The organism is Paenibacillus alginolyticus DSM 5050 = NBRC 15375, assembly GCF_000422905.1.
In the GTDB taxonomy this organism is placed as follows: Bacteria; Bacillota; Bacilli; order Paenibacillales; family NBRC-103111; genus Paenibacillus_E; species Paenibacillus_E alginolyticus.
This window is the reverse complement of the sequence record NZ_AUGY01000001.1, coordinates 315026-341276: the sequence shown is the minus strand read 5'-3', so window position 1 is coordinate 341276 and position 26251 is coordinate 315026. Positions and strand designations below refer to the sequence as shown.

21 protein-coding genes are annotated in these 26251 nt (G+C 46.6%); 4 read left to right on the top strand and 17 right to left on the bottom strand.

The window, feature by feature from the left end; translation table 11 throughout:
* Window position 1: 1 nt before the first annotated feature.
* The 10 genes from mutL to G519_RS0101835 all read right to left on the bottom strand — a co-directional run bounded on the left by mutL (window position 2) and on the right by G519_RS0101835 (window position 14408).
* Window positions 2-2044, bottom strand: coding sequence for a DNA mismatch repair endonuclease MutL (gene mutL / locus G519_RS0101880; protein ID WP_029193226.1), 2043 nt, complete (start codon window positions 2042-2044; stop codon window positions 2-4).
* A 5-nt stretch (window positions 2045-2049) separates the two neighbouring features.
* Complete coding sequence (locus G519_RS41345) at window positions 2050-3483, bottom strand: S41 family peptidase (RefSeq protein WP_051252993.1); 1434 nt, start codon at window positions 3481-3483, stop codon at window positions 2050-2052.
* Between the two features lie 82 nt (window positions 3484-3565).
* Window positions 3566-6193 carry a DNA mismatch repair protein MutS gene (gene mutS, locus G519_RS0101870; RefSeq protein WP_029193225.1) on the bottom strand — a complete coding sequence of 876 codons (2628 nt, stop codon included), beginning with the start codon at window positions 6191-6193 and terminating at the stop codon, window positions 3566-3568.
* A gap of 431 nt (window positions 6194-6624) precedes the next feature.
* Complete coding sequence (locus G519_RS0101865; RefSeq protein ID WP_029193224.1) at window positions 6625-8091, bottom strand: putative amidoligase domain-containing protein; 1467 nt, start codon at window positions 8089-8091, stop codon at window positions 6625-6627.
* A gap of 144 nt (window positions 8092-8235) precedes the next feature.
* Window positions 8236-8802, bottom strand: a complete 567-nt coding sequence (gene cotE / locus G519_RS0101860; protein ID WP_029193223.1) for an outer spore coat protein CotE — start codon at window positions 8800-8802, stop codon at window positions 8236-8238.
* Window positions 8803-8916: 114 nt separating this feature from the next.
* On the bottom strand, window positions 8917-9876 hold the full coding sequence (locus tag G519_RS0101855) for an aromatic acid exporter family protein (RefSeq protein WP_029193222.1): 960 nt from the start codon (window positions 9874-9876) through the stop codon (window positions 8917-8919).
* Between the two features lie 70 nt (window positions 9877-9946).
* Window positions 9947-10741, bottom strand: a complete 795-nt coding sequence (locus G519_RS0101850) for an ABC transporter permease (RefSeq protein WP_051253004.1) — start codon at window positions 10739-10741, stop codon at window positions 9947-9949.
* 44 nt (window positions 10742-10785) lie between these two features.
* Window positions 10786-11556, bottom strand: a complete 771-nt coding sequence (locus G519_RS0101845; RefSeq protein WP_029193220.1) for an ABC transporter ATP-binding protein — start codon at window positions 11554-11556, stop codon at window positions 10786-10788.
* Between the two features lie 49 nt (window positions 11557-11605).
* Window positions 11606-12619, bottom strand: coding sequence for an ABC transporter substrate-binding protein (locus G519_RS0101840; protein ID WP_029193219.1), 1014 nt, complete (start codon window positions 12617-12619; stop codon window positions 11606-11608).
* A 268-nt stretch (window positions 12620-12887) separates the two neighbouring features.
* Entirely contained in the window at window positions 12888-14408 is a 1521-nt protein-coding gene (locus G519_RS0101835; protein ID WP_029193218.1) for a carboxypeptidase M32, read from the bottom strand.
* Between the two features lie 143 nt (window positions 14409-14551).
* Between G519_RS0101835 and G519_RS0101830 the strand changes: the two genes are divergently transcribed.
* Both G519_RS0101830 and G519_RS0101825 read left to right on the top strand, forming a co-directional pair.
* Window positions 14552-14878, top strand: coding sequence for an iron-sulfur cluster biosynthesis family protein (locus G519_RS0101830; protein WP_029193217.1), 327 nt, complete (start codon window positions 14552-14554; stop codon window positions 14876-14878).
* Between the two features lie 52 nt (window positions 14879-14930).
* Window positions 14931-15509, top strand: a complete 579-nt coding sequence (locus G519_RS0101825; protein ID WP_029193216.1) for a beta-class carbonic anhydrase — start codon at window positions 14931-14933, stop codon at window positions 15507-15509.
* A gap of 594 nt (window positions 15510-16103) precedes the next feature.
* Here the strand turns inward: G519_RS0101825 and G519_RS0101815 are convergent.
* From G519_RS0101815 to G519_RS0101800, 4 genes are all read right to left on the bottom strand, one after another.
* Window positions 16104-16706 carry a hypothetical protein gene (locus G519_RS0101815; protein ID WP_029193215.1) on the bottom strand — a complete coding sequence of 201 codons (603 nt, stop codon included), beginning with the start codon at window positions 16704-16706 and terminating at the stop codon, window positions 16104-16106.
* A 100-nt stretch (window positions 16707-16806) separates the two neighbouring features.
* Window positions 16807-18261 (bottom strand): sensor histidine kinase, encoded by a 1455-nt coding sequence (locus tag G519_RS0101810; RefSeq protein ID WP_029193214.1) that lies wholly within the window; start codon window positions 18259-18261, stop codon window positions 16807-16809.
* The gene (locus G519_RS0101805) at window positions 18254-18982 is read right to left on the bottom strand and encodes a response regulator transcription factor (RefSeq protein WP_029193213.1); all 729 of its coding nucleotides are present in this window, start codon (window positions 18980-18982) and stop codon (window positions 18254-18256) included. The genes G519_RS0101810 and G519_RS0101805 overlap by 8 nt, the downstream gene beginning before the upstream one ends.
* Window positions 18979-19512 carry a DUF309 domain-containing protein gene (locus G519_RS0101800; protein WP_029193212.1) on the bottom strand — a complete coding sequence of 178 codons (534 nt, stop codon included), beginning with the start codon at window positions 19510-19512 and terminating at the stop codon, window positions 18979-18981. Before G519_RS0101800 ends, G519_RS0101805 begins: the two co-directional genes overlap by 4 nt.
* Window positions 19513-19695: 183 nt before the next feature.
* On the opposite strand from G519_RS0101800, the gene G519_RS0101795 reads away from it, so the two are divergent.
* Both G519_RS0101795 and G519_RS48640 read left to right on the top strand, forming a co-directional pair.
* A complete protein-coding gene (locus G519_RS0101795) occupies window positions 19696-21618 on the top strand; it encodes a glycosyl hydrolase family 18 protein (protein WP_029193211.1) in 1923 nt (640 codons plus the stop codon).
* A 506-nt stretch (window positions 21619-22124) separates the two neighbouring features.
* Window positions 22125-22283 (top strand): DUF1540 domain-containing protein, encoded by a 159-nt coding sequence (locus G519_RS48640; protein ID WP_084159967.1) that lies wholly within the window; start codon window positions 22125-22127, stop codon window positions 22281-22283.
* A gap of 96 nt (window positions 22284-22379) precedes the next feature.
* Here the strand turns inward: G519_RS48640 and G519_RS0101780 are convergent, their stop codons facing one another.
* From G519_RS0101780 to G519_RS0101765, 3 genes are all read right to left on the bottom strand, one after another.
* On the bottom strand, window positions 22380-24281 hold the full coding sequence (locus G519_RS0101780) for a thioredoxin domain-containing protein (protein ID WP_029193209.1): 1902 nt from the start codon (window positions 24279-24281) through the stop codon (window positions 22380-22382).
* Window positions 24282-24342: 61 nt separating this feature from the next.
* Entirely contained in the window at window positions 24343-24519 is a 177-nt protein-coding gene (locus G519_RS52840; protein ID WP_084159965.1) for a DUF255 domain-containing protein, read from the bottom strand.
* 176 nt (window positions 24520-24695) lie between these two features.
* Window positions 24696-26222, bottom strand: coding sequence for a recombinase family protein (locus G519_RS0101765; protein WP_244279981.1), 1527 nt, complete (start codon window positions 26220-26222; stop codon window positions 24696-24698).
* Between the last annotated feature and the right edge of the window lie 29 nt (window positions 26223-26251).

The following is a 26251-nucleotide window of genomic DNA, read 5'->3' as shown; positions in this document are numbered from 1 at the left end:
TTTACATCACTCTCTTAAACATTTTTTCCAGTTCATAAGTCGTAAAGCTGACGACAATTGGCCGTCCGTGCGGGCAAGTATAAGGATTACGACAGCCTGAGAGCCGATCGATGAGTGTTTCCATCTCAAGAACACTAAGTCCTTGATTCGCTTTGATCGATGCTTTGCAAGAGCACATAATAGCCGCCTTTTCTCTTAGTTTCGCGATATCTACAGCCTTTTTCTCACTGAGGACCCACTCACACATTTCTTCGACGATCCCCTTCTCTTCTCCTGAAGGAAACCAGTGTGGATGCGCACGGACAAGAAACGTATTCCCCCCGAAAGCCTCCATATACACGCCTGCCTGTTCAAAAAGCGACAGCTTTTCAGCAATAATACCTGCTTCAGACGGAGTAAACTCTAAAGTAATAGGAACGAGTAATTCTTGGCTCGCCTCAGCAGGATTGCCAAAACGCTCGTAATAATATTCATAGTTAATGCGTTCATGTGCAGCATGCTGATCAATCAGGAACAAGCCTTCTTCGTTTTGGGCGACCAAATAAGTGCCATGCATTTGACCGATCGGGTCCAATCTTGGAAAAGCGGGAAGCATAGGAGCCTCGCCTTCTTGTTTCGAGGGCAGTAAGTCCATGAACGCTTCATTCGTTCGGCGTTGCTGTTGAATCGACGAACTTCTGGGATTACCTCCAACAGGAGACGTGTAGTTGTTGTTTGATGACGATGACGGACGGCTCGAATAGGAAGCTCCCGATCCAGAAGTTGTCGGAGCAGTCGAGCTTCTTTGCGGCTCTGCTGCAGGTGGATGGGAAGTTGACACCGATTCTGGTCGATACGATGTAACGGTCTCCTTCACCTGCGGCATAACCATGCGGTCTGAATCCACGAATACACGTTGAATCGTAGAATCAGGAAGCGGTGTAGGTATCGTAGTTGAAGCTGCCGGAGTAGTTGAGCTTGATCCATTTACTGGCTCAACCGTTCTTGTAAGATCCAGCTGTTCCTGTACATATGCGCCCTTAGGTGCTGCAGGCTTCATCCCTTGCGGGATCAGCACCTGCCTTCCAAAAAGCCGTTTCACTTCGGCTTCAATTAACGCGGTGAGCTCCGCTTCTTTACTGAAGCGAACCTCAAGCTTAGATGGATGCACATTCACATCCACTAAGGCAGGGTCCATCCCGATGTGCAGCACAGCTACCGGGTAGCGGTTGATCGGCAGCAGGGTATGATAACCCTGCAGCAGCGCTTGATTCAGCGCGAAGTTGCGCACGTAACGACCATTCACAATGGTCGAGATGCCGCCACGGTTCGCGCGGGTCATTTCGGGCTTCGCCACGAAGCCCGTGATCGTATAATCCAAGCTTTCCACTTGGAGAGGAAGCATTTGCTTGCCGATTGCCGTACCGTAGATGCCAGCGATAACTTGAAGCAAGTCTCCATTGCCCAACGTTTGAAGCAGGAGATTGCTGTTATGTTTCAAAGAAAAGGCGATACCGGGGTGAGCCAGCGCTAATCTATATAAATAATCAGAGATATGGCCAAGCTCGGTTTGGATCGTTTTCATATATTTCAACCGTGCCGGAGTGTTGTAAAATAATTCCCTCACAGACACTTCCGTCCCACGAGAAGCAGCCGTTTCTTCGACACTGCGAATCGTGCCGCCTTCAATGGAAATTTTCCGCCCCAGTCCATCATTTGTAGAGCTAGTAACACACTCTAGCCTGGACACGGACGCGATACTCGGCAAAGCCTCCCCGCGAAAGCCTAACGTTCGTATCGAGAATAAATCTTTACTTGTTGCGATTTTACTCGTCGCATGACGCTGAAAAGCTAATTCGCAATCTTCCAAAGCCATCCCAGAGCCGTTATCGGACACTCGAATTAGCTGAAGACCGCCCTCTTCAATGGTCACATCAATCCGAGTACTGCCGGCATCTACCGAGTTCTCGACGAGTTCTTTCACCACGGAAGAAGGTCGTTCAACCACTTCCCCTGCTGCGATTTGGTTCGCAATATGTTCGCTTAAGAGCTGGATTTTGCCCATATTTCTTAGTTCCCCTTTACAGCACGAATGGAAACATTCTCCCCTTGATCCTTCACTTGCAGCTGTGGAAAATAATCATCGAAAAGATCAACATTGACGTAGCTAGTCCCATTTTCAATGATTAGCTTGTCAGCTTCAACTGGTATGGCATACGTACCTTTATTATCGGAAACATCGACCGTACGAGTCTTCTCGTTCCATGTAATCGTAGCTCCAACAAGTGCCGCTAGGCCGCGTGTTGATGCATATAATTTGCCATTTTCATGGAAATTACCGAAACCGCTTCCGATTTCCACACCGTTATAAGTTACTTTGTGCTTGGAAATCTCGACGTTAATATCTTTGATCCCAGCTGTCTGTAAAGCGGTAATCAGTTGAGCAGAAGCCCCGTCCACTTTGATGTCCGGTGTGATTCCCACTTTGTTGACTTTACGCTTATTCGGCGTTAAGTACTCTTCAACTGTCACTTTCAGCGCACTGTTTTTATCCAATTGATAAAGCTGTTGTACGCTTCCTTTACCGTACGTTTGCATGCCGATCACTTTGGCAACGTTGTAGTCCTGGAGAGCGCCTGACAGCACTTCCGAAGCACTTGCGCTATACTCATTGGCCAAAATATAAACTGGAATAGACAATTCCGTTCCGCCTGAGATCAACACCGGATCATCTACACCATTGCGATCTCTTGTATGAATCAGAACGCCTTCTTTGACAAAATGCTTGGCAATGTTCTGAGCCGTATCCACAAGACCTCCTGGATTATTACGGACGTCAATAATCAAAGATTTCAAACCTTTTGCCTGCAGATCTGTAAGCTGTTTATCAAAATCCTCGTCCGCATCACTGGAGAAATCCGTTATTTGAATGTAACCAACACCATTCGTGAAGCTCTTGCTATACACTTCTGGTACATTGATCCCTTTACGTGTAATTTCTACGGTTAATTCTTTGTCGCCGCGTTGAACGGTAACATTAACTTTCGTCCCTGCGACACCAACAATTTTGTTTCTGACTTCGTCGATAGAGGTTGTAGAAGCAGGAACGCCATCCACAGCACGGACATAGTCATCACGCTGCAAGCCGGCTGATTCAGCTGATGAACCTGCAAAAATCTCGGATAAAAACACACCTTTGTCATCAATTCCGATTCTAGCGCCCATGCCAACGTAATTATTTTCTAAGGAGCTGGAGAACTGCCCGTACTCTTCTTGGCTGAAAAATACGGTATATGGATCTTTCAGACCTTCTATCATTTGCTTGATGCTTTGATTCGCTAGCGCTTCTTCTGTTACACCACTCACATGCAGCTTGCCAATGATTTCTCTGACTTGCTGTGTTTGTAAATCTTCTTGTGCCAACGCATTTAAGGGCAAAACCGTCATAAGAGCCGACGCCAGTGCTAGGGTAACCTTCATTGTTCTCATGCTTGGTTGTTTCATGTGCGTCTCTCCTCGAATTTATATAAGTAGGCCTTTATGTTGCAAAAATGGGGCTAGGAAACTTAAGAACGTGCAAAGCAAGTTATTGCAGCTTTTGCTTCCATTCGTATACTAAATTGAGCGCCTGCAAAGGCGTCATATTGATTAAATCAATCCCTTTCAGCTGGTCGAGCACCAGCTGAGACTTGCCGTCCGTCTGCTTCTTCTTGACGGACGTGTTTGCCGTGCTGTCCTCCTCGAAGAGGGACAGCTGCTGTATGGGAGCTGCCGCAGGCGGGACGGCAGCCGTCGCTGCGGCGACCTGCGCAGCACCCGCCGCCCGCTCTTCAAACCCATTCAGCAGCTCATAGGAGCGCTGAATGATGTCCTCGGGCAGCCCTGCGATTTCGGCACAATAGATGCCGTAACTCGTACTCGCTGCCCCGGGAATGAGCTTGCGCAGGAAGGTCACCTGCCTGCCGCTCTCTTTCACAGCCATGCAGTGGTTGCGCAGATGCAAGAGGCTTTCTTCCAGATGCGCAAGCTCGTGGAAATGCGTCGAAACGAGCGTCTTGCAGCCGATCCGATCATGCAGGAACTCGATGACCGCCTGCGCGATCGCCATCCCTTCCCCGGTCGAGGTGCCACGGCCAAGCTCATCGATGATGACAAGGCTCTTGCTGGTCGCCTTCTCGGTCATCACTTGAATGTCCATCATCTCGACCATGAACGTACTCTGACCGCCGATCAGATCATCGGCAGCGCCGATCCGCGTGAAGATTCGGTCGGTGACCGGAATGCGCGCAGATCTGGCAGGTACGAAACAGCCGATCTGCGCCATCAGGCAGATCACGGCAACCTGCCGCATATAGGTACTTTTACCGGCCATGTTCGGTCCGGTAATCAGCAGAATGCGGCCCTCATCCAGCAGCAGGCTCGTTTCGTTCGCGATGAACGAGCCGTCTTGTATAACCGCCTCCACGACAGGGTGGCGACCTTCTTCAATCTCGAGATCGAAGCCTTCGCCGATCTCCGGCTTGCGGTAGTGATGCGCCGCGCTGACCGTGGCCAGTGACTGATAAACATCGGCGGTAGCGATCACTTCCGCCAGCTTCTGTAATCTGGAGATATGCTCGGAGATCCGGTCGCGAAGCTCCGTGAACAGCTCATACTCCAGATCAACCATTTTATCCTGCGCTTCCAGAATGAGCGCTTCTTTCTCTTTGAGCTCCGGCGTTACGTAGCGCTCGGCATTCGCAAGCGTCTGCTTGCGTTCGTAGCGGCCTTCCTGCAGCGCGGACATGTTCGCTTTGGTGACCTCAATAAAGTAACCGAACACTTTGTTGTAGCCGATTTTGAGCGACTTGATGCCCGTCGCCTCCCGCTCCTGACGCTCAAGCTCCGCGATCCATTGCTTTCCGTTCTTACTTGCTTCCCGGAGTTGATCTAAGTACGGCTGGTAGCCTTCGCGGATCATTCCGCCATCCCGAATAGATACAGGAGGCTCGTCCTCAATTGCGTTAGCAATCCACGACATAACATCCTCACAGGCATCCATATTTTCGACGAGTTTGCGTAGCGTTTCGGAGCCGGAAGCTGCACATACTTCTTGAAGCAGCGGAACCTGCTGCAAGGAGTGCTTGAGAGCGATCATATCGCGAGCATTCGCATTCCCGTAGGAAATACGAGCAACTAAACGCTCCAAGTCGTAGACTTCCTTCAACGCTTGCTTCACATCTTCTCTGATAATGAGCTGATTGTAGAGCAGATTGACTGCTTCCAGCCGCTCTTCGATGCGTGACACGCTCATGAGCGGCTTTTCGATCCAACGGCGCAGCATCCGAGCGCCCATCGCAGTTACTGTTTTGTCCAGCAGCCAAAGCAAAGAACCTTTTTTCGCGCGTTCACGTACCGTTTCAACGAGTTCAAGATTCCTGCGTGTAAAAGGATCCATCGTCATGAATTGATCGGGCTCATATATCCGGATATGCTTCACATGGGTCAATGCTCGCTTCTGCGTTTCTTTTAAATAAGCAAGCAGTAAGGCAACGCCTTGTCGGTTCACAGCTGATAAATTGGGCAGTGCAGCATCCTCAGCAAAATGCTCATCCAACAGCTTTTCATCCGCTTGCGTCCATTCCGTCAGCACCGTAGTGCGTCCCCAAGTTAGGCCAGTTTCTCGAATTGTTGTTAATAAGCCCTTATCCGTAATGATCTCCGATGGGTTGTATACATTAAGTTCGTCTACGACGAGTTCCCATGAGTTAGCAAGCCGTGTTGTATACAGCTCACCCGTTGAAATATCGCATGCCGTAAAGGCATAACCGTGTTCCTGACTCACTAGGGAAACGATGTAATTATTGCTCGATTCGCCTAGAAGCTTGCTATCCATAACGGTTCCCGGCGTAACGATACGAACAATCTCACGCCGCACGACACCTTTGGCTTCAGCAGGGTCTTCAACCTGCTCGCATATGGCGACTTTATACCCTTTCTCGATTAACCGAGACATGTAATTGTCCGCCGCGTGATGAGGGACACCGCACATCGGGATTTTCTCGTCGCCGCCGCCTTCTCTGCCTGTTAACGTAATCTCCAGCTCACGCGAGGCATTAATCGCATCATCAAAAAACATTTCATAGAAATCACCCAGACGAAAGAACAAAAAAGCATCCGGGACTTGCGCCTTCACGGCTAAGTATTGCTGAATCATCGGCGTATATTGGGCCACCTTGCGTTCCTCCAACCAATCACTATATTCATTGACAAAATCTATGAAACTATCAAACTTCATTTTCATATGTTTGCAAAAAGCAAAAAGAATTTCAGAGGACGAGCCTCCAAAGACTGCTATTTTTTAACATTTTCCAATGAATTCTGAAATAAGAGTCTCTAGAGACTGCAAACCGTCCATTTTTATTACTTTTAGCCCAAATAGAAGCTTCTAAAGGCTTTTATCAAATCGAATTTGCTCTATTTTCCAATGATTTCTCATTATAAGAGCCCCTAAAGACCGCTATCCATCAACCTGCATCGCTTTTATGTAAAATAGCAGCTTCTGGAGGCTCTTATTCAGCTGTAAATGCAGCATCTAACTGCGAATCCCTATGCACAGAATAAAACCATTTCAAATCTCTATAGATTCACTATATAGATACACTATTATAACATGATTTGTTCTTCAATAGCTTCTTTACGATGGTAGGGTGCAATTTTCCAAGCTTTGCGAAAATCAGCTCTTTCGTTCCAGGGTTCCATCGACGTGATTCTTGCTCGGAGACGATCCAAATCGGCAGCAAATAGGTCATATCCCTTCAGCTCCTCAAGATCCTGCCAAAGCTTAGCAACTGTCGCTTGAAGCCGCTGCTTATCCCCGCGATAGTAAGCCGTTTGGATCTCCGGATCCTGCAAGGGCTGGCGAGGCAGCAGCCAATAGTTGTCAGCAATGAGCGAGGCTAGCGCGAACACACCTCGCGTAATATCAGGCGACTGCATCCAGCTCGGCAGGGTGCGGTACTCGAAGCCCCCATGCGACTTCTTGCGGAAGTCGCCTAGGAAGCCGTACCTGGGGCGACGCTCCCGCGTCGTGTCGCCCTCGATCAAGATCAAAGGCAGCGCAAGGTAGTTATCGAGCGCGCGCAATAAATGCCCATTCAGCCAGCAGCGGCTGAAGTGGATATGTCCGCCGAGGGGGTAGCCCCCCACCGGCATGCCCCCCGAGAGCCACGAGAGGCTCTCGTCGTCGATCTTCCGCGCGGCGAGCTGCATCGTAGATCGCAGGTTCCTCGCCAGCTCGCGCGGGTCTGTGCTTGGCTGCGGGCGCAGCTCCGCCAGCGGCAAGATCACGCGATGCCCGCTAAGCACGACGGCATCGCAGCCGACTTCGCCATCCCGCGTCAGGAAGCGGTCGGCGAAGACGACCTTGCCCTGCGGGCTGAGCAGCAGAAACTCGGGGTCGCTCCCGAGCATCGCCCGCTCTATGCGCCGCAGCTCTTTCGAGATGGCGATCTCATAGCGATCGATCGCCTGTGCGAACAACTGCACCAGCTTCCCGTTCAGCTTGGGAACGGGATCCACGTCTAGTACTAAGGTGTGCCCGCTAGGCAATACACCTATGGTGACAAGGCCATAGTCTAGGCCGAGCGCATAGACAGCTTTTACAGACTCACGGCTAGCCCTGCGGACATGAAAATTGGCACGATCTGGTGTCACTTCTATGTAGGCCGAGTTGGCATTTATTTGTCTTTGATTATAAAGAGCTTTCTCCGATAACAGGAGTGTTTCGTTCTTCTCATAAACAATCAATGTCTGCAAATGAAATACAGCAACCTTATATTTATGTGTGAATGCCAATCGCTCATCCTTTGCAATTCGGCTATTAGCCCAAGCTACAGTCTTGATGCCGTGTAATTGAAGCAGTTCTTCACGCTTCGAACGCATCTGAGCCCTAAGAATAGCCCTGATGGGCTGCAGCGCCGGTTTTTGCGGCCACTCATCATGAGTTGCTCCCCAATGAATCACGACCTGGCCTCGCCAATCGACCGGCAGCTTAGATCCACTGGGTATACGGATCAGATTCGCAAGCTCCAGCGCGTCTTTTTCCTGTGCATGCAGTAAGAATGTTTCCATCCATTTGGCCCCTTCTCCGATCTCATTCCACCCTTACAGTCCCGATATCTGAACTACTGCCCATTTATTGAAATAAAACAAAAAAGAGGGCAAATGCCCTCTGCCGAACCTCTTTCACCCGCATACACTGGCGTATAAGATTCCTTAATCCAATCCATCCTCAAGCAGATCGGCATCGAGATCCTCGAAATCTCCATCGCCGCCGTCATCGAAATCCACATGCTTGTCGTCGAAGTCACTTGGACCATACGGGCTAACAATGACAAAAACTTTCGTTTCGGCAATGAGCTCGACTGAGAATTCACGTTCTACCCGAATGATAACGCTGTTGCCACTTGAAGAGATACTAGCTTCCACACAGTTAGGCTCTTGCGTCGCAACAGCAGAAACTTCGGCTGTCGTCGGCTTATGTTTTTTGTCCAGATAGCTTAGCCCAACGATTTCTACATAAGAAACGGTTTCTTTTGCTACGTCTGTTTTGGTGTTTCGATCGTAAGAATACCAGATGTTGATATCATAAGTACCAACTACCTCTACGCCATCTCCGGATTGGATCGCCTCGAATTGGTTATTAATAATCCAAGCGCCCAATATACTGGTCGGAGAAAAGGGCGGAGTCACGGTATGACTTACATGCGAAAATTTGCGACCTTTACCGCAGACAGCTTTTGTTATGATCTCTCTGCTTTGCAAATCTTTATCTAATGACATCCTTTCAACCTCCTCCATACAATCATTCATTACAAGTGTATGCAGGACAGTAGTCTAGAGTGACAATTATTTTATATTATTTTTGCGATATAAAAATACTCATATCTTTAAGAGTCAACCCGCCTGTGGACGCTGTTTTTTTTGCTTTTTGGCTATAGATAAATATTGCATAAGCTCCCTGTTAAGCTGTAAAATGGCAGATCGCACCTCGAATTCTTCCCGGCTCTCCGGCAAAGGCAGCTGTTTATAACGAGCATCCAGAGCTTGCAATTCTTTCTCCGCTTCACCCGTATAGTAATCTTCCTTAACCGATTGACTAATATCTTCAAGAATCGCAGCCACCCACTCCCCCTGCGGCAAGGTTTGATACACTTGGGCCACCAGATCGATCATCCGATGAATAGACTCCAACTGTTCACCCCTCATAAAGAAATACACCTGCAAATAGGGGTCTCCTCCGAAAATGAGTGTATTCTCCATCGTACGTTTTGCCAGTCCTGCCCCATGATTGATCTCTTCACTTACTTCCAAAAGCTCCTTGCCGTCCCATATTACGGTATTGTCTCTCAAATGCTTAGCCATGTTTACAAAAATATCCGAGAATAGCGACTCGATTCTTTGCTTATGCGCCTCGATCGCTTTATCCGTCTTAGGCATATAGGCGATGTTGATGATTGTTGCAGTACCCAGTCCTATGAGCAGAAGTAATATTTCATTCAGTACTGCCGTCCATCCGGCAGACTCATAGGCGAAGAGATGCAGCATGACAACGGCCCCAGTCACAGCACCCTCTGTAATGCGCAGCCGATGCAGGATAGGGAACACAACGAGGATGAATATACCCACTACCCACACATGGAACCCTAATACCATAAAAAGAAGAGAACCAGTAAGAAGCGCGAGCATAGATGCTCCGATCCGATGAAGTGCACTTTGAATCCCTTTTTTCTTCGTCACTTCGATACCCAGAATAGCGAGAAGTCCCGCTGCCGCAGGCGATTTCACATCTAATACGTGCGCTAGATACATCGCTATAACGACCGCAAGCGCTGTTTTGAGCACACGAAAACCCATAGCTTTGTCACCTCTTTGCTGGTTTTAACTATGGGCTAATTATTTCATTTTGGGCAAAAAGTGGCAAGCCTTATCGATGTTTTGTCATTCTTTTTTCCAGTTTGGACACAATTTGATACATGACTGTAGCCACAATCGCAATGACGAACAAAGTAGAGATAACCAGTGTAAAATTAAATACTTGAAAGCCATATATAATTAAATAACCAAGACCCATTTGCGAAACGAGAAATTCGCCTACGATCACACCGATCCATGCCAGACCTACATTCACTTTCAACGTCGAGACAATGGCGGGAAATGAAGCGGGAAGTATAGCCTTTAAGAACACTTTTCTCTGATTGCCTCCAAATAAAGTGACAACCTTTACATAGTTGTAGTCCACCTCTTTGAAGCTCCCGTAGACGACCAAGGTGGTGATAATAACGGTTATCGAAAGCGTAGTCGCAATAATCGAAAGCAAGCCAGGGCCCAAACCTACGATAAATAACGGTCCAAGCGCTACTTTAGGCATACTATTCAGCACGACAATATAAGGATCAAGCACGCGGGAGAGAAACGGCGACCACCAAATCACAACAGCTAACGCTGTGCCGAACAAAGTGCCTAGCACAAAGCCGATAATAGTTTCAACGACCGTTACGCCCACATGCGGAAGGAGACTGCCATCAAGGAGTTTATCCCAGAGCAGCTTAAAAACTTTCGTTGGATAACTAAAAAGCAGCACATCGATCCACTTTAAACGGGCAGCCACTTCCCAGAGGAAAAAAAACAACAGCAGGATAGCTAGTTGAACTAGCCTTACATAGTTTGTTTTCTTTTTCCTTACAGCCAAAAATTGCTGATGAACTTGTTGTGTAAGCATTTCTCCTGCATTTTCGTTGAGACGCGCCTGCTTTTGACCATCACTCATGATGTACGCCCCCCAAACTCCTGCCAAATCAATCGAAAGAGAACATGGAAATCAGGCAGTTCCCGCGCTGCGAAAGGCACGGATGACCGAATTTCCTGCGGAATGATAAATTCTTTGCGAATTCGTCCCGGATTAGGATCCAGCACAATGATACGATCACTCATCGCTATCGCCTCAGAGATATCGTGTGTCACGAGGAGAGCCGTCTTTTTCTTCGCACGAAGCGTTTCTACAACCAAATCCTCCAGCTGAAGCTTGGTTTGATAATCTAGTGCGGAGAACGGTTCATCCAGTAGAAGTAGTTCAGGATCTGTGGCTAATGTTCGAACTAACGCAACCCGCTGACGCATGCCCCCGGATAGCTGAGCGGGATAATAGTCTTTGAAGCCGAGCAGCCCCATTTCATCCAATAAATGAAGCACACCCTGTTTATTCTCTTTGGTTAACGTTCCTGTAATTTCCAATCCCATACAAGAATTGTCTTCAATCGACCGCCAAGGAAATAAATAATCCTGCTGAAGCATATATCCCACTCTTGTCGATGGGCCGTTTACGACTCCTCCCGCAACCGTCACCGTACCCGCTGTCGGATGAATGAGCCCGGCTATGATCGATAAGAGAGTTGTCTTCCCACAGCCACTTGGACCGATCAGACTAACGAATTCACCGCGCTGGATTTCAAAATCAATCTGCTCTACAGCAAGTGTAGCTCGTTCCTCGGTCACATAAACTTGTGTCACGTCTTTTACAGTCACAGCTGTCTCCATGTTCGTACTCCCCTCTTGTTCGATTCATCGACATGCCTAATATTGATGACTACGGTTTTACGTTCGATTTCGCTTTTTCTGCGTACGTATTGTTCACTAGCTTTTTCCAAGCTACCTTATCTTTCAATTCACCGGCAGAAGTCATCACATCTAGCAAATTGTTCCATTCTTGTTCATCAACAATACCATCCGTTGCGAATGATCCTTGATCCTTATAGCGCTTGACAACACTTTTTACAATTTCCACATCGATATCTTTAAAATAAGGCAAAACGGCATTCGTGATTTCATCCACACTTTTCGCTGCAACCCAAAGCTGCGCACGTTGTACCGCATTAGTGAACTTCTGCACTGTATTTGAATTTGATTTCATGAAGCTTTGTTTCGCCATAAAAACCGTGTAAGGCAGGTGTCCGCTCTCCACGCCAAAGGAAGCCAAAACGAAGCCCTTGCCTTCTTTTTCAATAATGGAAGCTTGCGGTTCGAAGAGCTGAACATATTCCCCTGTTCCCGATGCATAGGCGGATGCTATATTAGCAAATTCGATATTCTGGATGAGCTGGAGATCCTTTTGCGGGTTGATATTGTGCTTCTTCAATGTGAATTCACCTGCCATCTGAGGCATGCCGCCTTTTCGTTGACCGAGGAAAACGGAGCCTTTGAGCGAGTTCCAGTCGAACTTATCCACTTTCTTCCGGGCAACCAGGAAGGTACCATCTGTTTGTGTCAGTTGAGCAAAATTGATAACCGGATCATCCGAGCCTTGTTGAGATACGTAGATCGACGTTTCCGATCCAACTAAAGCTACATCAATAGCGTTTGACAGTAAGGCTGTCATCGTTTTGTCGCCACCTGGTGTAGTGGTCAATTCAACATCAAGCCCCTCATCCTTGAAAAACCCTTGCTCTAAAGCCACATACTGCGGTGCATAAAAGATTGATCGCGTGACTTCACCAATACGAACCTTAGTGGTTTCTTGAGTTTTCGTTCCGCACGCCGAAACGATTACACTAAGCAGCAGGACGGCGGATAATGTGAATCCCCATCTTTTCCGATTGTTCATAGACGTCCCTCCGATAAAAGTAGTACTGTATCCTATGCAGGAGCCCAGAAGTCGGTTAATATTGATTTTCTGGTTGCGAAATGGTCTATATAGGGCCAAATTGTTGTACATTATGCAACAGCGAAGGGTGTAAGGCTGGATCTTGGCAGCAATTGTTGTACTTTTTACTGCCAATTCACGATTTTAAAAAACCACATTCATCCAATAGAACATAAAAAAGCAGCACCCCAAGGCCATATTCCTGCCTCAAGATGCTGCTTTAAACATGTTAAATACCATAAACCGTTTGGTACTTCTCTTCCAAATATTGAACCAGGTACTCGGGATTCAGCTCTTCACCCGTCACATCACGAATGATTTCATTCGGCGTCAAAAGCTTGCCATGTCGGTATACTTTGTCCGTTAGCCATTCCTTGATCGGCACCAGATTGCCTTCTGCAATCAAGCTATCGAAATTCGGTAGCTCTTTACGAAGGGTATGCGTGAATTGCGCCGCGTACATATTACCGAGAGCATAGGACGGGAAATAACCAAATGCGCCACCAGACCAGTGCACATCCTGGAGTACACCTTCGCCGTCATTCGCAGGAACCACGCCCAAATACTCTTCATATTTGGCATTCCAAGCTTTAGGCAGATCAGCTACGGCAATCGTACCGTTGAATAACCCTTTTTCCAACTCGTAGCGAATCATAATATGTAAGTTGTAAGTCAATTCATCGGCTTCAATGCGGATTAATGAAGGCTCAATATGGTTAATAGCACGATAGAAGGAATCCACGTCCACATCATCAATTTGCCCGCTAAACGTCGTTTGCAGCTCGCCATAGTAGCGACTCCAGAACTCTTTACTGCGGCCGATCACATTTTCCCAGAAGCGGGACTGTGACTCGTGAATACCCATCGATGTTCCTGTGCATAGATTCGTACCTACTAAGTCTTTGGATATATTTTGCTCATACAGCGCATGTCCACCCTCATGAATCGTTCCAAACAAAGCGGACGTGATGTCATTCAGCAAATAGCGTGTTGTGATCCGAACATCACCTGGATTTAACGCCGTCGCAAAAGGATGCACCGTTTCATCTAATCGGCCAGCTTCAAAGTCATACTGCATTTGCTTCAAAATGGAAAGTGAGAACTTCTTCTGCTTGCTAATTTCAAATTGTTGATCCAAAAAGGATCGATTAGGCTGATTAGCTGAAGTTTGAATACGCTGAAGTAAGGGAACCGCTTTTTCACGCAGCGCACCGAATACTTCGTCCAATTTCTCAACTGTCATTCCCGGCTCATACATGTCCAGCAAGGTGTTGTATTTATTGCCCTCGTAGCCCCATAACTCGATAAACTCTTGGGTTGTCGCTACGATTTTCTCCAAATAAGGCTGGAACGAAGCCCAATCGGAGTTATGCTTTGCATCTTCCCACGCGGATTCTGCTTGCGAGGTAAGGACGACATAGGCCTGATATTTCTCGGCCGGTATTTTTTTACTGCGATCATATTCTTTTTTGCATTCTACGACCATTTTTTTGGAAATGGCATCTAGCTTCTCAAGTTCGGAAGGCTGCATGAAAAAGTCCAAATAACTTCCCATCTCATCGGATGTAGACATACGGAAAACTTCGGTGGATAGCTCTCCGACAACTTCGGAACGAGTTTCTATTCCTTTTTTTGGAGCGCCGGTACGCATATCCCAATAAATTAAGGCGATGGCCTCCTCATACTGCTTCATTTTGCGGACATAGGCCTTGAAAGATTCCAGCTTTGCTGGGGCTGCTTGCACACTCATGCTCTAATCTCCTCCCAAAAGTTTCTTATTTTATCATACTTCGTCCCCTATTCAGAATCAAATTTATGCTTGGGTATGATAAAATAATGACAAGCTTTCTGTAAGAAGCCTTTTTGTTCAACCATTCGAAGGAGATGACTCATATGAAAATCACGTTTACAGATACAGCTATTCATAGATTGACACCATTTACTTCTGACCAGAATGAAACTATTTTAAAGCTAGTTTTTGATACTGAAGATTGCGGCTGCTCTGTGAACGGTGTACCTACCCTTTGGCTCGTTTCCCAAGCAAATGCTGATGATCTTACCGCTGAAACCGAAACTTTCAAGCTCATTTATAAAGCCAAAGATGAGATATTTTTTGAAGAAAACATGAAAATCGACTACCATGAAGGAAATAAATCCTATATACTTAAGAGTGATAATCAAATTTATAATGCGAGTATGAGCTTGGTCGACAAAAGATAAAAGCTGCCAAGAATACAGACAAGCAGCACATCAACTTACCTGGAGGGAAACCATGTCATTAATTAGCGAAATTTTGAACTATAATAAGGAATTCGTAGAAACCAAGCAGTATCAAGAGTTTTTGACTACGAAATTTCCAGACAAACGGATGGTTGTTCTTACTTGCATGGATACGCGGCTGGTCGAACTGCTGCCTAAAGCCATGAGTCTTCACAATGGTGATGCCAAAATCATCAAAAATGCCGGAGCGATTGTCTCTCACCCTTTCGGGAGTGTTATGCGTAGTATTATCGTCGCTGTCTACCAGTTAGAAGCTGATGAAATATTCGTTATTGGACATTACGACTGCGGTATGACGGGATTAAATTCTGAAGATGTGATTGCGAAAGCAAAAAACAGAGGCATCTCCGATGATGTCATTGAGACACTCGGACATTCAGGTATCGACTTGTCTCGCTGGTTAACAGGCTTTAATCATGTGCGCGAAGGCATTGAGAAAAGTGTTAACATCATTCGAAACCATCCCTTGCTTCCAAAAAATATACCTGTTCACGGTCTCATCATGGATCCCGAATCAGGTCGACTAGATTTGGTGGAAGCCGGTTATGAGTCAGATGGATCCGAATCTTAAAAAAGTCATATGAGCTAGCCAAAAAACAAACGAAAAAGCCTTCAACACTGCGAATGTGGCGTTGAGGGCTTTTTTTCTGTTGTACAATCGGAGTGGGTGAACGCCGGACACGATCTTCTGCTGCCCTGTGAAGGTCATCGACTTGGAGCTTAGCTCGTAACCTGTAAGCATAGGAAGAATCTTTGTTATACGCAGCGTTCACGAATAACTCATCACATAGCTAGTGTTTGACGCGATGGTCTTCGCTATAACTGACTGTCGAACACCCGAGTACGTGTAGCCTTCAGCGCTTGTCAAATCCGTTTTGGAAATCCGGAACGGTCAAAGACGCTGTTCCTTTATTCGTCAGCTTATATTTCGCAACTACCGTCTTAAAACCGAAGTCCGAATTCTCACTCATCCCAAACTCCACAAGGGATACATCGATTCGATATTCGAATCAATAAGATTACTTGCCGTAAGCTTGAATGGTGTGCCTAGAGTGTACGCTTGTGCAGCTGCGTAGGAGGAAACCTCCCCACCGCTTCCTGCTCCGGCAAGCGTCGTAATCTTTCAACGTAAGCCTAAAGTTTTCCTACTTCGTTTTCCCTTAAATCAATCATGTTTGGACGTAAGCAGCTCCATTAACTGCTGTTCAACACTGATCCCCATACTTCTTTGATCAAAAAGCTGAAAATCACCGTCACCATGTTCCGTCATGCCTGCTTCAACCTGGCGCTCCGCGTTTCTTTTTTGAATAAACGCATTGACTCGCTTTTCCCGTTCTTCTGAAGACACCTCTTCACCTAGATTGTCCATCCGTTCGGTCATACGCTTCTTCATTTGCTTGGATTGATCATCCAGAAATGCTCGCTGTGGAAGAGTTAGACTATTGATGACTTGTTTTTGTTCAGACTCTGTAATGCTTCCTTCATCCATACTTTTGCGAACAAAAGGCAGAATAGCCGCAGACTGCTTGGCCGTAATGGTTAGAGAGTCAAGCCGATCCATTCGAATTAATCCCTGAAACAGCATAACGAGCTGCATCTCTCTAAGATTTTGGACTTCTTCGGCGGGGGGGTCTTCCTGAGGCGTTTTCCCAGTTGATGGAGAAGGCGATGCCGACGTGCTTTCAAGCACAGGCATGTGCCCACTGCAACCACTTAGCAGAAAGGAAATGAGCGTTAAACGCAGCATCAAATTCCGTGTGTATTTCAACTTACATACACCTCCAAAACAAAAAATCCTGTCTATCAGCAACAGGATACAAAATATTGATGAAATAAGTTTGCCTTAGTTGTAAAAAAATTGTGTAGATCTACGAAATACGAGGAAAAGTAACACGAAATTCGGTCCCTTCGCCGACCTGACTGCGAGCATGTATGGTTCCATTCATGCCTGTAACCAAATGTTTCACAATCGTAAGTCCAAGACCCGTTCCTGTCTTAACGTCGGACCGCGAAGTCCTTGCCTCTTCTGCTTTGTAGAAACGATCCCAAATGCGCGCTAACTCGGCATCTGTCATCCCTTCCCCTGTATCACGAACATACATATGAACCTCGCGCTCCTGTTCTTCTAAAGCTACCGTTATCGTTCCGCCCTTTGGTGTGAATTTCAATGAATTATAGATTAAATTCTGTACAATTTGGGCAAATCGATCCGGGTCTAATTGAACCTGGGAGGGCACCGTATCCGGCTCAGGAAGAATGAGGTGAAAGTTAATTTCCTTCGTTGCAATCGGTGCTTTCAGCAGCTCCAACGAGTCTTCAAGTGTTTCTGCGATTGATACAGGTCTAAGACGGAACACATCGACCCCATTTTGAATCTGCGCCAAATCTAATAGATCGGACACAAGACGCTGCAGCCGCTGAACTTCCTGATCACAGATACGCAGGTAATGCGAATATTTCTCTTCCGGAATAACCTTATCATTCATCGCTACAATAAAACCGCGCAGTGTCGTCAGCGGAGAACGAAGCTCATGTGAAACATTCGTCAAAAACTCCTGCCTTGTTCCTTCCCATTCCTCCAGCTGTTCAACCATGAAGTTGAAGCTAGCCGCAAGCTGCCCTACCTCATCCTGTGAGGTTACCGGAACCCGTGTAGTGAAATCACCATGTGCGAGCTCGAGTGCAGCTCGATTCATCTGTTGAAGCGGGCCAGCCAATTTGCGAGAAATGATAAACAGAATGAAACCAACAGCTACCAGTGAAAATAAGAGGGGAACCAGAATATTAACGCGCACGGCGGAAATGGCTTCACTGATATCTCCAGCAGGAAACTGAAGGAAAATGACCATAGGTTGTCCGTTTAGTTGGTACGGGGCGTGATACGTAAATAAATTTACGTTCCGCCCGTCAGGTGCCGTTAAGCCAACCATGCCATAACCGGAATGACCGTGAAGTCCATCGATAAACAGCGCATCCATTTGTTTGGGAATAGCTCTCCCTTCACTATCCGAGGAGCCATTCAGAATGTTGCCCTTGTCGTCAACAAGCCAAACTTGTCCATTAATGCTTCTAGCCAAAATACGTACCGTATATTTCAACTCTCGGGTAGAAATCGTTCCATCCTGTAAAGAATTCATTAAGCGTGTGACTTCCACATTACGCTTCTCCATGAGTTCGATCTTATCTTTATAAAATAAATCGGTAAAATAGTAATTCCAGAACAGGAAAAGTCCAGCAAAAAAAAGCACACAAGTCGCAAGAAAAGACAGGAATATTTTCAAATATAAGCTGTTGCTCTTTCCCGGCAACCATCGTTTAAACATGCTGAACCACCTCAAAAGAGTAGCCAATTCCCCACAGGGTCTGGATGCACCACATGTCATGCTGTCCTAGCTTTTTACGCAAGTTTTTCACATGGGCGTCTACCGTTCGCGTACCGCCTGTAAAATCAAAATTCCACACATAACCGAGAAGATCCTCACGAGTAAATACGCGGCTAGGATGACTGGTAAGGAAATACAACAGCTCAATCTCCTTAGGCGTAAGCTCAACCCGTTTCCCACCGACTGTGACCCGATACTGCTCAAGATCGATAACAATATTGCCGATCTCCAGCCATTTACGGGAGGAATTCTGGGGTTGAGACAGTTCCGTAGACACTTGAATCGTTCGGCGTAGGACGGCCTTAATACGGGCAATGAGCTCATTCGGATCAAAAGGCTTGACCAAATAATCGTCAACCCCAAGATTAAACCCTCTTAGCTTATCGATGGACTCCCCTTTTGCTGTGAGAAAAATGATTGGTGTTTGATGAAAGGGAGCATCCATTTTGCGAATTTGCTCACACAACTCGTAGCCGGATATATCAGGAAGCATGATATCCAGCAGAACCAAGCTTGGTTTTTCATTTATTATCGTACGAAGCACTTCATGCCCTCTCGGCAAAATAATTGCCTCATAGTTGGAGTGCTCCAAATACAATCTGACGACTTCAGCAATATTCGGTTCGTCATCTACAACTAGAACTTTGCCATCCGAACTCATCTAGCGCCACCCTTTTCCATGCGAATCTGCTGCTGCCTTGCTCTTTCATTGATTACCTCTGAGCGGTCTCTCCGCGTATGTTTTTGGATGAGCAGCTCATCCTCCATCAGGCTTGGCGCCTGCCATTTCAGCCCTCTTCTTTCGCACTCTTTTATGCAAAAATCTATAAGCTCCGGGTCCATAATAGGTAAATTAATATCCTGATATAGGAATTCATCACGCTCAATTGAAGACCAAACCTGGTTAAGAAGCTCTTGAAGCTTATCTGGATCTAGCCCCAAGGAAAGGACATAAGGAGCTTCCGCATTCCTTCCTGCGCTTTGCAGCATTTTCACAGCACCATTGCGGTTCCCTCTACGAATATGATACATCCCTACTGCAATTTGAATAAGAGCGACATAGGTTCTGCTGCGTGCATCCCCTGGGTGCTCCTTCCAGAACTCCTCCATCACTTCATGGCATTCAAAATAATCCCGTTGTGCATGGAAATAAAGTAAATATTCGATATATGCCTCCGGATACGGCTTCATGAATCGTTCCCCTCACCTTGTTGTGATCACGGCAATGCCTAATTACTTCTCATGTTACTCCAAAAGTTATGCCTCCGTCCAACATCTATCACAGGATTCGCGAACTTTCATACATTTTCCAACGCAACCAAACTATCATTTCCTACGTCCAATTAAGTAGTTTACTAGAAAGAGGCGTGATGGATGAAAATTGGGAAATGGATGCTCACAGGCACCCTGATATTATCAATGGGCGTACCCAATGCTGTTCAGGCAGCAGGTACAGTTCAATCAAATCCGGACAAAACAACGAAATACCGCGTCTATCAGTACAATCATGTACTCATGGAATTCGCAGCTTATGGGCAAGCAGAAGCATTTGCAAAAGGCTTTTCGAATAGCCATGTAGAAGAAATAAGCACTCGCAAATGGCTGTGGAACAATTTCCCCCGCTATCAAGTTTTTCAGTTAGATGCATCGCTACCTGAGTGGCAATTTGCCTCATTGGATGCGGCCGTCGCTGAAGCAAAGAAATGGAGCTACGCAAGTGTTCGAGACCTGCAATCCACAGGTTGGGCGTGGAACAACTACCCTAATTTCCAAGTGTTCCAAAATGAGATCACGCAGGATTCTTGGAAGTTTCCAACGCTGACTGAGGCCGTGGCCGAAGCGAAAAAATGGGGCGGTGCCCATATTATTGATTTAAACAGTAATAAGTGGATTTGGGACAATATTTCTAGTGACGAAAAGAAAGCACTTCGTACTGGCGAGCTTATTTACAAGGTTTATCAAGGTACATTTTCAGCAGACAATTGGGAATTTGCCTCTTTAGAGGACGCAATTAATGAAGCTCTCAAATGGGGAAATTCAACCGTCGTCAATAAAAATACGAAAAAAACCGTGTATAGCAATCTTAAAGTTTATAAAGTATTTCAGAATGACACATTTTTGCAGGACTTTGCTTCCTTGAATGAAGCAGCAGATTACGCTCGCCTATGGGGACACAGCTCAATATTCATGGATGGACGTAAAATTTGGAACAACTACGCCTCATATCAAGTGTTTCAGAATACAGCACTCATTGGCGAATTCAAGACGATTCCCGAAGCATTAAGTTACAGTGTGCAGTATAGTAATTCTTCCGTTCAAACGCTCGATCATCGCTTTCTTTGGGACAACTTCAAAAAGCTGCAGGTATGGGGCTGGAACGGCATGGCCGGTGGCGATGCAATTAAAGCGCATGTGAACAATACGGTTGGTCTTGACGTTGATTCTCCGAGCTATTTCGAGCTTGCGGATGCAGCTGGTAATTTGAAGGATCAATCCAATGCCGATACGGTCAAATGGCTCCAAAAGAATGGTTACACCGTGTATCCGTTAGTCAGCAACCAATTTAACGCAACCTTGACGACGCAATTCCTTGCGGATAGTGCTGCCCAAGACAAATTCGTTAAGGCCTTGGTAGACCGCTCTGTCCAGCTTGGCGTTCCGGGGATCAATGTGGATTTCGAAAGCCTGGCTGGTTCGGATCGTAATGCTTTTACAGCTTTCATAGCCAAATTAACCTCTTACGCTCACTTGAACAGCCTAATCGTATCCATTGATCTACCGCGTGGAAGTGTCAAATGGAACCATCTTTCTGCATTCGATCATGAGAAGCTGGGGAGTCTGGTTGACTATGTTGTCATCATGGCCTACGATCAGTTCTGGCGCGGCAGTACGTCTGCAGGGTCCGTAGCTGGACTTCCTTGGACGGATGGCGGTATTCAAGAATTCCTTTCCTATGGCATTCCGCGTGACAAAATCATTCTAGGTATCCCCTACTATGTGCGCGAATGGAAGCTGGATGCAGCCGGCGCCTTACAAAGTAATCGAACCTTGTTGATGAAAGACATCCCTGCTTTATTGGCTTCCAAATCAACCAAACAAACTTGGGACAATACCTACGGACAATATCGGATCGAGTACCAAGAGGATGGCTTCACCTATGTATTCTGGTTAGAAGATGAGGCTACGATCAAAGCTCGTCTGGACATGGCGAAAAAGTACGACATCGCAGGTGTTGCCGCATGGCGGCTTGGTTATGATCAATCGGACTTATGGAAATTGATTTTGCAGAATAAATAACTGAATGAATAACAAATAGACGATAAGATTAAACAAAAAAATTAGATAAAAACTTAGACAAAAAAATTAGACCACATCAGTTTAAACCTGCTGTGGTCTTTTTTATGCAGATCAGATAAGACCCCATTCGCTAAAAATGGTTTCCGTACCGCAGCCCGAACAGTATTTGGCGTCCGGCTTGTTAACTTTATAGCACCCTTTGTGCAATAAGGTTTTCTCTTTGGTGCACTTATTCTTAAGCGGCGCTCCACAACGAATGCAGTAGTTATCTTCTTTATCAGCTACATATTTACACCGGACACATTGTTGCAGCTCATCCTTAGCCATAGGTTCACCCCTTGAAGTTTGGTAGCTACTTCATGTATATGTGGATAAACACTGCTGAGGTGAATTACAAACCCTTCCAGCCTATGTATAAAAATAGGCCTCTTTCGACCACCCTAATATGGTGAGACTTTGTTTTCTGAACAAAGCTCCCTATTTATCTTAGAGGAGGTGAAAGAGGCATGGCTAAAGATGTTCTTTGTGAAGTGAATTCCTGCAAATATTGGGCTACCGAAAACAAATGCAATGCGAGCTCGATTTATGTCGTGAGTCACCGCGGCAGTAACCAAGCTCGTAATTCTGAGGAGACGGATTGTAAGACTTTTGAGTCTAAGATTTAGTGTGTAAGAGCTAAAGCGTAAAAAGAGGCCCTGTCGGGGGGCCTCTTCTTTTCTCCGTGCCCTTATTCACATTGTAACCAATAATGATAATTATTATCAGTGTTTTGAGGAGAGATTTTCGAGCTCCTCGAGATCTTGTGTTGGCGCTTGGCAGGCGAAATTCTGGCACACGTAGGCCGTTGCCTGCCCTCCAAGCGGCAGCTTGTCTTGCACAAGCGGAATGAGCTTGCGCACTTCTTCGCCCGCCGCTCCCGGCGGATGAAGAATCAGCAGCGCATTCGGCAGGTACTGCCGCTGCACCGTGCGCAGCATGGTCATCAGTGTCTCTGGCTTCGCCGGATCACCGGCGATGACGATTTCGCTGGCTTCGCCATAAGCGAAGTCGAGCGCGGCCAGCGTGAGCGCGTGGCCTGGCGGGTAGGACGCGACAGCTCCGGCGAACGCCTGGAGCTGCACATCTGCTGCCTGCGACAGCTTCGCGTCGTAGGTCAACCTAGACAGCCGCAGCAGGTTCAGCGCGGCTGCACCGTTGCCCGACGGCATCGCACCGTCGTAGATCTCTTTGGGGCGGGTGAGCAGCTGCTCGGCATCGCTGCCGTAGAAGAAGAGCCCGCCCTTCTCTTCGTCTCCGAAGAGGCGAAGCATCTCTGCGTTTAGCTGGACAGCTTCACGGAGATAGCGCAGCTCGAACGTGGTTTCGTACAGCTCGATGAGGCCCCAGACGAGGAACGCGTAGTCGTCCACGTAGCCGAGGAAAGCCGCTTCGCCATCGCGGTAGCGGGCGAGCAACCGCCCGTCCTCGCGGCGCAGCTCGCGCAGGATAAATTCCGTTGCTTTCGCGGCTGCCTCCGCGTAAGCAGGCTTATCCAAGGCACGTGCCGCCTTGGACAGCGCAGCTATCATCAGACCGTTCCACGCGGTCAGAATCTTATCATCCTTGCCCGGATGGATACGCTGCTCGCGATGCGCGAACAGCTTGACGCGGGCAGCCTCAATCCGCTGCTTCAGCTCATCCAATGGGATTTGCTTACGCCTCGCAAAAGATTCCATCGTCGTTCCAATTAAATTCGGGATATTATGCCCCTCAAAATTGCCCGACTCCGTAATATCGTACAGCTCGGAATAAAGATCGCCTTCTTCAATCCCTAAGATGTCCTCCACTTCATCCGGCGTCCAGACGTAGAACTTGCCTTCCTCCCCATCGGAGTCAGCATCCTCTGCGGAATAGAAAGCTCCACCCTCGTCCGTCATATCGCGAAGAACATAAGTAATAATTTGCTCAGCAACCTCTGAATACTTCTCTTTTCCAGTCACTTGGTAGGCTTCAGTGTAGGTCATGACAAGCAATGCGTTGTCGTACAACATCTTCTCGAAATGAGGAACCAGCCATTTCTCGTCAACAGAATAGCGAGAAAAACCGAATCCGATGTGATCATACATCCCACCGCGATGCATAGCATCCAGTGTCTTTTCAACAATTTCAAGCGCACGTTCGTTGCCTGTTTTATGATGATATCTAAGTAGAAATGATAGATTATGAGAGGTTGGAAACTTTGGTGAATTACCGAATCCACCATGTTGAGGATCGAACACGCTTTCATAGAGTCGGAAAGCTTCATGCAAAGTCTCCTCCGACACCTCACCACCTGTGCGGTGCTCAAGCAATCGACTCGTTGTTTCTTGAATAACCTGCTCGCCCACCTCGCGAATGCGCTCCGCGTCTTCCTTCCACTTCGCTGCCATCTGGGCAACGATCTCTACCAACCCGGCCTGATTATATTTCCGACTCCGCGGGAAGTACGTCCCAACAAAAAACGGCTTTTTCTCAGGCGTCAAGAAAACCGTAAGCGGCCAACCCCCTTGCCCTGTCATCGCCTGACAAACAGCCATATAAATATGGTCAACATCCGGTCGCTCTTCGCGGTCCACTTTAATCGAAATGAAATCTTTATTCAGCATGTCTGCAACTGTTTGGTCTTCGAATGACTCGTGTGCCATGACGTGGCACCAATGGCATGTTGACATACGTAGAAATCCTTTCAATTATTTATAGCCGAAGCTAGGAATAACCTATGGACAGGAATACCGGCTTGCTCTCTCTTGCCGCTTTGGAGAAGGCCTCTTCTCCCCATGCATACCAATCAACTGGATTATGGGCATGTTGCAGCAAATAAGGTGATTTTTCTTTTGTCAAGCGGTTTGCTTTCCGGTCCCGGTCATCAAGGAATTCTTTCATCAGGAAGCACCCTTTCGTGGTTAATTTAGGCAATTTGGATCTGCCTTCATTATACCCTTCGATACAAAGGGAAATCCAACATAGCGAAACACTTCCTAATGATGCCGTCGCTATAACCATTGTGAAAACGTCGGCTCAACCAGCCATTGGGCTGATTCTTTCTACGCGCTAGACCCCTACAGAAAATTTATTTCAATCGTAGGATGACCATTATCTTCCCGTTTCCAAATAATAGACTCGATAATTTCTTTGTAGCATTTATTCAATTCCAAATCGTTCATTGTATTGCTACTCTGCATTTGCTCCCAGAAATTTCGGATAAAATAAAGTCTTTCTTCGTCTGTAACCGAATCCTGCGACTTCAAACGCTTTTCCAAAATGGACAACTCATTTTGAATCGTATTTAACTCCTCTTCAAGCTTGATCTTACGTTTCCTCGCCCGTTCAGCGGTATATAGACCAGCTTCAAATCCTTCCTCCAATCGTTCGATCGCTTCTTCCTTCAACTTAATTTCCCTATATTTTTGTTGTATTGAATCTCTCAGAACTTTAACTTCATCGCCTTCTGCGGAATCAATTTTGCTTATAATCTGTTCTTCAAATTGCTTTAGCTTTACTTGAATTTCGTTAACGAGAACCTCGGCTGTTCCACCTTTGTTTCTGCATTTATTACCATAATGGTCATGATGCTGGCAGGTTCTCACCTGTGGGATTTTGGTCTTGGTTTTGTAGATTTGCATGACAGATCCACAAAGCGCACATCGTATTATTCCCGACAAAGCATGCTTGCCTGCCAAGGCAGCTGAGGGCACCCTTCTCCTTTTCATCAAAGAGTACATAAGTTTATCGTGCTCTTCCTGGGTTTTCACCGGCTTGTGGCAATTTTCCACGACAACCCAAAGATGCTTCGGAATTTTTTTCAACTCTTTCGCGTTTGGTCTTTTCTTAGCATGACCATCGCCTTCCGATTTGTTGGAAATGATTTTACCAAGATGGGTTTCATCTCTTAACAATCGACTAATTGTTGTGCCCGTCCACTTTTTGTTTCGCGGTGACGGGATTCCCTGCTTATTTAGCTCCCATGCAATTTCATCGCACACATGCCCCTCCAATGCTGCCTCGATAATAAATCTGTATAGGGTATGCTTATAATCGTTTACGATAAGACCTTTCCGTTGCGGATCATAGTCGTAAGGAAACGGAGGAATACCGTTTGTCCATCTTCCAAGCCTTGCACCTATTTTTTTGCCGCGATTCAATCGGAATTTAATCATTTTGTACTCTTGACGGGCAATAAATGCTTTGGCATCGACGTTGAAGTCATCATCGTCATCGTTAAGGTCGTACCATTTCCCAGGGGTAATAACAAGCGTGTTCGACTTCTTAAGAGATTTCTTAATTCGATCGGTATCCCCCATGTCCCCACGACCAAGCCGATCCCAATCTACTACAAGAACCGCATCAAACAATCCGTCTTCAAAGTCTTGCAGAAGTCTCTGGAAAACCGGGCGAAGTTCAATCGAGTCGCCGCTTCCGATTTCCGGGTAGTCAACAAACTTCCAATTGTTTCTCTTACACATCTCGGTCAAGATGTAGTCATGTTTGACCAAATCTTCTTCCGAATCACCTCTAGACTTACGATTGTATTTCGCTACAACACGTACGTCATACCGGGGATTCTCATCCATAAACGGTAAATGCATTGCTGCCAATATCCATCACCTTCTTTGAT

Bases quoted from the DNA above. Each gene is read 5' to 3' on its own strand.
- mutL (WP_029193226.1), bottom strand. From the start codon at position 2,044: ATGGGCAAAATCCAGCTCTTAAGCGAACATATTGCGAACCAAATCGCA.
- G519_RS41345 (WP_051252993.1), bottom strand. From the start codon at position 3,483: ATGAAACAACCAAGCATGAGAACAATGAAGGTTACCCTAGCACTGGCG.
- G519_RS0101865 (WP_029193224.1), bottom strand. From the start codon at position 8,091: ATGGAAACATTCTTACTGCATGCACAGGAAAAAGACGCGCTGGAGCTT.
- cotE (WP_029193223.1), bottom strand. From the start codon at position 8,802: ATGTCATTAGATAAAGATTTGCAAAGCAGAGAGATCATAACAAAAGCT.
- G519_RS0101855 (WP_029193222.1), bottom strand. From the start codon at position 9,876: ATGGGTTTTCGTGTGCTCAAAACAGCGCTTGCGGTCGTTATAGCGATG.
- G519_RS0101850 (WP_051253004.1), bottom strand. From the start codon at position 10,741: ATGCTTACACAACAAGTTCATCAGCAATTTTTGGCTGTAAGGAAAAAG.
- G519_RS0101845 (WP_029193220.1), bottom strand. From the start codon at position 11,556: ATGGAGACAGCTGTGACTGTAAAAGACGTGACACAAGTTTATGTGACC.
- G519_RS0101840 (WP_029193219.1), bottom strand. From the start codon at position 12,619: ATGAACAATCGGAAAAGATGGGGATTCACATTATCCGCCGTCCTGCTG.
- G519_RS0101835 (WP_029193218.1), bottom strand. From the start codon at position 14,408: ATGAGTGTGCAAGCAGCCCCAGCAAAGCTGGAATCTTTCAAGGCCTAT.
- G519_RS0101830 (WP_029193217.1), top strand. From the start codon at position 14,552: ATGAAAATCACGTTTACAGATACAGCTATTCATAGATTGACACCATTT.
- G519_RS0101825 (WP_029193216.1), top strand. From the start codon at position 14,931: ATGTCATTAATTAGCGAAATTTTGAACTATAATAAGGAATTCGTAGAA.
- G519_RS0101810 (WP_029193214.1), bottom strand. From the start codon at position 18,261: ATGTTTAAACGATGGTTGCCGGGAAAGAGCAACAGCTTATATTTGAAA.
- G519_RS0101805 (WP_029193213.1), bottom strand. From the start codon at position 18,982: ATGAGTTCGGATGGCAAAGTTCTAGTTGTAGATGACGAACCGAATATT.
- G519_RS0101800 (WP_029193212.1), bottom strand. From the start codon at position 19,512: ATGAAGCCGTATCCGGAGGCATATATCGAATATTTACTTTATTTCCAT.
- G519_RS0101795 (WP_029193211.1), top strand. From the start codon at position 19,696: ATGAAAATTGGGAAATGGATGCTCACAGGCACCCTGATATTATCAATG.
- G519_RS48640 (WP_084159967.1), top strand. From the start codon at position 22,125: ATGGCTAAAGATGTTCTTTGTGAAGTGAATTCCTGCAAATATTGGGCT.
- G519_RS0101780 (WP_029193209.1), bottom strand. From the start codon at position 24,281: ATGGCACACGAGTCATTCGAAGACCAAACAGTTGCAGACATGCTGAAT.
- G519_RS52840 (WP_084159965.1), bottom strand. From the start codon at position 24,519: ATGAAAGAATTCCTTGATGACCGGGACCGGAAAGCAAACCGCTTGACA.
- G519_RS0101765 (WP_244279981.1), bottom strand. From the start codon at position 26,222: ATGCATTTACCGTTTATGGATGAGAATCCCCGGTATGACGTACGTGTT.